The sequence below is a fragment of the Humibacter sp. genome (genome assembly GCF_051954055.1).
Taxonomy (GTDB): Bacteria; Actinomycetota; Actinomycetes; order Actinomycetales; family Microbacteriaceae; genus Humibacter.
In genome coordinates, this window is record NZ_JBQCIE010000028.1 from 1 (window position 1) to 5960 (window position 5960).

Below are 5960 nucleotides of genomic sequence, written 5' to 3' on the forward strand. Positions count from 1 at the left end.
GCGTCGGATTGTTGATCACCACAGGCTCGCTCCGATCAGGCGACGGGAGATGAAGTTGGCCGAGACCACGAGCACGAGCCCGATGACCGCCTCGAAGATGCCGATCGCGGCCGCGTAGCTGAAGCTTCCGGACTGCAGGCCGACCCGGTACAGGTAGGTGGAGATGACGTCGGCGGTGTCGTAGATCGCCGGGTTATAGAGCAGCAGGATCTTCTCGAAGCCCACGGCCATGAAGCTGCCGATGTTGAGGATGAGCAGCGTGATGATGGTGGGCCGGATGCCCGGCAGCGTCACGTGCCAGATCTGTCGCAGGCGTCCAGCTCCGTCGATGCGAGCCGCCTCGTAGAGGCTCTCGTCGATGGTGGTGAGGGCGGCGAGATAGAGGATGGTCCCCCATCCGGCGGTCTGCCAGATCTCGCTGATCACGTAGATCGCCGGGAACCAGGCGGGGTCTTGCAGGAACTCGATCCTGTGCACGCCGAAGACGCCGAGCAACTGGTTGATAGAGCCGGTCGCCGAGGTCAGCTGCATCACCATGCCCGCCACGATGACGATCGAGAGGAAGTGCGGAAGGTAGGTCGTGGTCTGCACGAACCGCTTGAACCCGCGATTCCGGACCTCGTTCAGCAGAAGGGCGAGAACCAGTGGAACCGGGAAGCCGAAGATCAGCGTGAGGCCGCCGAGAACGATCGTGTTGCGGAACACCTGCCAGAACGAGGGGTCGGACAGGAACATCGTGAAGTTGTCGAGCCCGACCCAGCCCTCGCCGAAGATGTTGCCGCCGGGCACGTAGTTGCGGAAGGCGATGATGTTGCCCGCCATCGGCACATAGCGGAAGACCACGAACCAGATCACGGGCAGAACGAGCAGCGAATACAGCTGCCAGTTGCGCCACAGCGGCCTGCGGCGCCGGGACTGACGGCGCTGGCGCGTCGCGCTGGGGTCGGCGGGCGCCTCGGATGCCGCCTTGGTGCGCCCTGGCGTGACCGTGGTACTGGTCATTCGCGTTCGTCCCTCCTCGCGGTCGCGGGGTCGGGACGGATGCCCGCCACCGCGTCGTGGTCGACTCAGATCGCTATCGAAATTCGTTTCGACCTGATATCGAAAGTGAACTTAACCCGCCGTCGGCGACGTGTCAACCGGCAAGCGCTTACCGTTACCCCATTCCGGGTGGTCTCGGGTGGTTCAAGGGAAAGGCGCGCTGGGTCGCCGACGCTGCGCAGGCCGCGGAATCCAGCGGATTGCGGGAAAGGGCGGCCTTCCGTGGCACGTCGGAGCGAGCGACAGGACGATGGCAAAGGATGGCATCCGTTTGCCATCGTCAGCGGTCTTCGCGTCGGGTTTTGCGTCAGGCCTTCGCGTCGGGCTTGGAGTCAGGCCTTCGCGTCAGCCGCGGCGTCGGCCTTCGCGTCACCGGCGGCGAGCGGCACCGCGCTGCTGCGCTCGACCAGGTAGGTCGGCAGCTCCAGGCTCTGCACGGTGCGGATGCTCGTGCCCGAGTCCTGCACGAGACGCACCGCCTCTGCGGCCATCTGCGCAAGCGGCTGGTGGATGGTCGTGAGCGCCGGCGAGAGGTGTCTGCTGAGCACCGTGTCGTCGAATCCGATCACCGAAAGCTCGGACGGGATGCGGATGTCGCGTTCCCTGGCCGCCTCGTAAAGACCGGCGGCCTGCTGGTCGGAGCAGGCGAAGATCGCGGTCGGCCGCTCGGCGAGGTCGAGCAGTTGCGCGCCCGCGCGGTGCCCGTCGCTGATGAGGAATTCCGCCTCGACGACGAGTTCGGGAAGGTACGGGATCCCCGCGCGGCGCAGCGCGGCCGCATATCCTTCCTGCCGCTCCACCGCGTTGTCCAGATCGCTTCGCCCGGCCAGCAGCCCGATGCGGCGGTGGCCCAGCTCGACGAGACGGTTCGTCGCCTCGAAGCCGCCCGACCAGTTCGTGGCCCGGATCGCCGGGAACTGGCCGATGTCGGCGTTCGGCGGATCCACCAGCACGACAGGCATCGACAGAGTCGTGAGCGCCTGCAGGATCTCGCTCCCGCGACTCGGCAGCGCAGCCACCACGCCGGCCGAGCGTCGGGTGCGCACCGCATCGATCCAGCGCTCGAGCGAGAACTCGTCGTGCACCGAACTCGTGATGACCAGAGCACCGCCGCGCGCCGCAGACTCACGCTCTGCGCCCTTGATCAGCTCGATGGCCCACGCCGAGTCCGCGCCTTCGATGAGGAACTCGATCACGCCGGAGGTGTTGGAGACGCTCCGCCTGCTCTGGTAGCCGGTGGCTTCCATCGCGGCGAAGACCTTGGCACGCGTGGCCGCGGCCACGTCGGCCTTGCCGTTGAGCACTTTCGACACGGTCGGGATGGACACCCCGGCGTGCGCAGCGACCTCGGCCAATGTGCCCTTCGATCCGGCCATGATGAACATCCTCCTCGGCGGCGGTTCGCCGTGTTGCCGGCGGCGCAGACGCATCCGTGCCGCGAGCATCCTTCACTCGGGCCCATTCTTGACGACGACCGGGCATCACCGTAGGCTGCCGTTCCGATAATCTATCGAAAAAGTTGCGAGCGAGCGTCTGTTGACGCTGATCAACGATGATTCTAGGGAAGGCTCCCAGCCCGATGACCGTGAAACCGCCACGACCACTCAGCACCGTCCACGAAGTCGACCGGGAGGTGCGGGTCGTGACGGATGCGACGGAGCCGCCGGCGCCCGTCGAACTGATGCGCTACGTCTATGCCCCGACGGAGCCGCAGTTCGAGTCGCCTCGACCGTACGTGCATCCGCTTCGCACTCCGAGCGGTCTACCGGTCACGGTGTTCCGGCCCTGGGACCATGTGTGGCACAAGGGCATCACGATGGCGCTGCCCAACGTCGGCCCGGACAACTTCTGGGGCGGCGCGACCTACACGCGCCAGGTGGGCTGGTACGCCGACCTCAAGAACAACGGCTCACAGGACCACGACGAGGTGCTGGCGATCGGCGCGGACGACGTCGGCGCACTGTTCCGTCACACGCTCACCTGGCACCGTCAGCCCGACGAGGGCCACACGGTCGGTGAGGCCGTCTTCACCGAGGTGCGCACGCTGACGGTCGCGCTCCTGCCCGAGCACGACGCCTGGGTCCTGGGCTGGCGCAGCGAGCTCACGAACGTGTCAGGGGCGCCGATCGAGATGGGCTCGCCGACCACCGAGGGACGCGAGAACGCCGGCTATGGCGGCCTGTTCTGGCGCGGACCCCGATCGTTCACCGGGGGCACGATCATCGCCTCGAACGGGGTGACGGGCGAGGATGTCCGCGGCACCCGCGGCGAGTGGGCCGGCTTCAGCGGTCGCCACGACGGAGTGGATGCCTCGTCCACCGTCGTGTTCGTCGACCGCACAGCGCCCCAGGGCTTCGACACGAAGTGGTTCGTGCGCTCCGAGCCGTTCGCCTGCATCAACCCGGCGCCGTTCTTCGACCGCGTCCGGGTTGTGGACGTGGCCGAGACCGTCGAGCTGCACCACGCCGTGGCGATCGCCGACGGTGCAGCGGATGCTGCCCGCATGGTGGAACTCGCCGCAGCGGCGAAGGCGGTGAGCACGCCGGCGGTGACCGGTCGAGCTGCCGTGGAGCCCGCTCCCGTCGAGCTGGCGGAGGTGCGCTGAGATGGTCGCGGAACAGCAGGCGGCCGGTGTGAAGAACGACCGTCGCTTCACGGTGGAGGCGCCGTTGCGGATAGGCATCGTGGGCACCGGAGGAATCGCCAAGGTGCAAGCCGCCGGCGTGCGCCAGCTCGACGGCCGCGCCCGCATCGTCGCTGCATGCGATGTCGACGCCGACCGGGTCCGCGACTTCCAGAGCACCTGGAACGTGCCGATCGGGACGACCTCGCTGGAGGAGTTGCTCGAGGCCGTCGACCTGGACATCGTGCATCTGTGTTCGCCGCCGGGGCTGCACAAGCAGCAGGCGGTGACGGTGCTGCGCCGGGGCATCCATGTGCTCAGCGAAAAGCCGCCTGCGCTTTCCCTGGCGGAACTCGACGAGATCGCCGAGGCCGAACGCGAGGGCGGAGCGCAGTTCGCGACGGTCTCCCAGCACAGGTTCGGCTCCCGCGCCCTCTGGCTTCGTGATCGGGTCGCCGACGGCACCTTCGGACGTCCGTTGACCGCGGTGTGCAACACGCTCTGGTACCGACCGGACTCCTACTTCGAGGTGCCCTGGCGCGGCAAGTGGGATGTCGAGGGTGGTGGTCCCACGATGGGTCACGGCATCCACCAGATGGACACGATGCTCTCGATCCTCGGGCCGTGGTCGCAGGTGGTCGCCGTCGCCGCACGACAGGCGAGGCCGGTGGTCACCGAAGACCTCTCGCACGCGATCGTTTCTCTTGAGAATGGTGCAGTAGCCAGCATCGTCAACAGCCTGCTGTCCCCGCGTGAGACCAGTTACCTGCGCTTCGACTTCGAGTACGCCACGGTCGAGCTGGAGCACCTCTACGGCTACTCGGACACCTCCTGGAAGATCACGCCCGCTCCTGGCCACGAAGACTCGGTGACGGATGCCTGGGAACAGGCGCCGACGGGAACGGGCAGCGGGCATTCGGCGCAGTTCGCCGCGATCCTGGATGCGATCGAACACGGTCGACGGCTCCCGGTGACGTTGACGGATGCTCGCGCCACCCTGGAACTCATCGCCGCCATCTACGCCTCCGCGTTCACCGGCACGCGCATCCATGCCGGCGAGCTGGACGATAGGTCACCGTTCTACCGCTCGATGGCCGGAACCGGTGCACCGTGGAACGAAGCGGCCGCGGCCGACGACTCGGCCGCGAGCGCTCAGGGGGCGGTCGCGTGACGATCGACGACGTGGTGACGAAGGCCGATCTCGACGCGACCGCGCGCGCCCGCACCCTCCGCCTGGGCTGCGCCGTCGACGCGTTCGCGCTCGACGATCCCGCTTACCGCAGCACCATCGCCCGCCTCTTCGACGTCGTCACGGCCGAGAACGCGATGAAGTTCGCACCGCTTCGCCCGGACCGCGGCACGTACGACTTCGCCGCGGCCGACCGCGTGATGGCGTTCGCCGAAGAGCAGGGCATGTCGGTTCGCGGGCACACGCTCGCGTGGCACAGCCAGCTCGCCGAGTGGGTCTCCGAGGCCGACGAAGGCGAGCGGGAAGACATCCTGCGTGAGCACATCCACACCGCCGTCGGCCGCTACCGCGGGCGGATCGAGCAGTGGGACGTGGTCAACGAGGCGCTCGACGACGACGCGCAACCACGCACGTCGCCGTGGTTCGAGGGGATGGGCATCGACTACATCGCCGACGCGTTCCGCTGGGCGCACGAGGCGGACCCGTCGGCCCGGCTGTACCTGAACGACTACAACGTCGAAGACCTCTGCCCGAAGAGCGACGCGTACTACGAACTCGTGCAGCGGCTGCTGGCCGACGGCGTCCCGATCCACGGGTTCGGGGTGCAGGGCCACCGCATCGTGGGCGACCCGCCCACCACGATGGGCGAGAACCTGCAGCGGTTCGCCGACCTCGGGCTCGATGTCGCGCTCACCGAGGTGGACGTACGGATGCCCGTGGCCGAGTCCGAGCCTCCGTCCCGCGAGCAGCTGGCCGCCCAGGCCGAGGACTACCGGTCGATGGTCGACGCCGCCCGTGCTGTTTCCTTCTGCTCGGCGTTCGTGCTATGGGGGCTGAGCGACGCGCACTCCTGGATCCCCGACACGTTCGCCGGCTTCGGTGCAGCGCACGTGCTCGACGAGAAGCTGCAGCCGAAGCCGGCGTTCGACGCCGTCTTCGCAACCCCGGGGCCATCGTGAGCGACGCCCGTCCCCGCCGGCCCAGTAGCGCCGCCGAAGGCGACGCGTATCGAAACCCGCCCACAGGTCTGCCAGGCGGCATCGCGGTGTCGCGCCTGCGCGTGTACGACTGGGAGGCGCCCGACGGGCTGCGCGGGGGATCGCCGCA

At 68.0% G+C, this 5960-nt stretch carries 5 protein-coding genes; 3 read left to right on the forward strand and 2 right to left on the reverse strand.

The features are described 5' to 3' along the window. Positions 1–15: 15 nt before the first annotated feature. Complete coding sequence (locus ACTHNC_RS03270) at positions 16–1002, reverse strand: ABC transporter permease (RefSeq protein WP_440293168.1); 987 nt, start codon at positions 1000–1002, stop codon at positions 16–18. A gap of 371 nt (positions 1003–1373) precedes the next feature. Beyond that, the gene (locus tag ACTHNC_RS03275) at positions 1374–2417 is read right to left on the reverse strand and encodes a LacI family DNA-binding transcriptional regulator (protein WP_440293169.1); all 1044 of its coding nucleotides are present in this window, start codon (positions 2415–2417) and stop codon (positions 1374–1376) included. A gap of 203 nt (positions 2418–2620) precedes the next feature. On the opposite strand from ACTHNC_RS03275, the gene ACTHNC_RS03280 reads away from it, so the two are divergent. Genes ACTHNC_RS03280 through ACTHNC_RS03290 form a run of 3 tightly spaced genes read left to right on the forward strand, consistent with a single transcriptional unit; the run spans position 2621 to position 5812 of the window. Then, a complete protein-coding gene (locus ACTHNC_RS03280; RefSeq protein ID WP_440293170.1) occupies positions 2621–3646 on the forward strand; it encodes a PmoA family protein in 1026 nt (341 codons plus the stop codon). A 1-nt stretch (position 3647) separates the two neighbouring features. Continuing rightward, the gene (locus tag ACTHNC_RS03285) at positions 3648–4835 is read left to right on the forward strand and encodes a Gfo/Idh/MocA family protein (RefSeq protein ID WP_440293171.1); all 1188 of its coding nucleotides are present in this window, start codon (positions 3648–3650) and stop codon (positions 4833–4835) included. Then, entirely contained in the window at positions 4832–5812 is a 981-nt protein-coding gene (locus ACTHNC_RS03290; RefSeq protein ID WP_440293172.1) for an endo-1,4-beta-xylanase, read from the forward strand. Before ACTHNC_RS03285 ends, ACTHNC_RS03290 begins: the two co-directional genes overlap by 4 nt. Positions 5813–5960: the final 148 nt, after the last annotated feature.

What these genes read in the sequence shown, in the direction of transcription:
- ACTHNC_RS03270 (WP_440293168.1), bottom strand. Translation starts at nt 1,002, where the DNA reads ATGACCAGTACCACGGTCACGCCAGGGCGCACCAAGGCGGCATCCGAG.
- ACTHNC_RS03275 (WP_440293169.1), bottom strand. Translation starts at nt 2,417, where the DNA reads ATGGCCGGATCGAAGGGCACATTGGCCGAGGTCGCTGCGCACGCCGGG.
- ACTHNC_RS03280 (WP_440293170.1), top strand. Translation starts at nt 2,621, where the DNA reads ATGACCGTGAAACCGCCACGACCACTCAGCACCGTCCACGAAGTCGAC.
- ACTHNC_RS03285 (WP_440293171.1), top strand. Translation starts at nt 3,648, where the DNA reads ATGGTCGCGGAACAGCAGGCGGCCGGTGTGAAGAACGACCGTCGCTTC.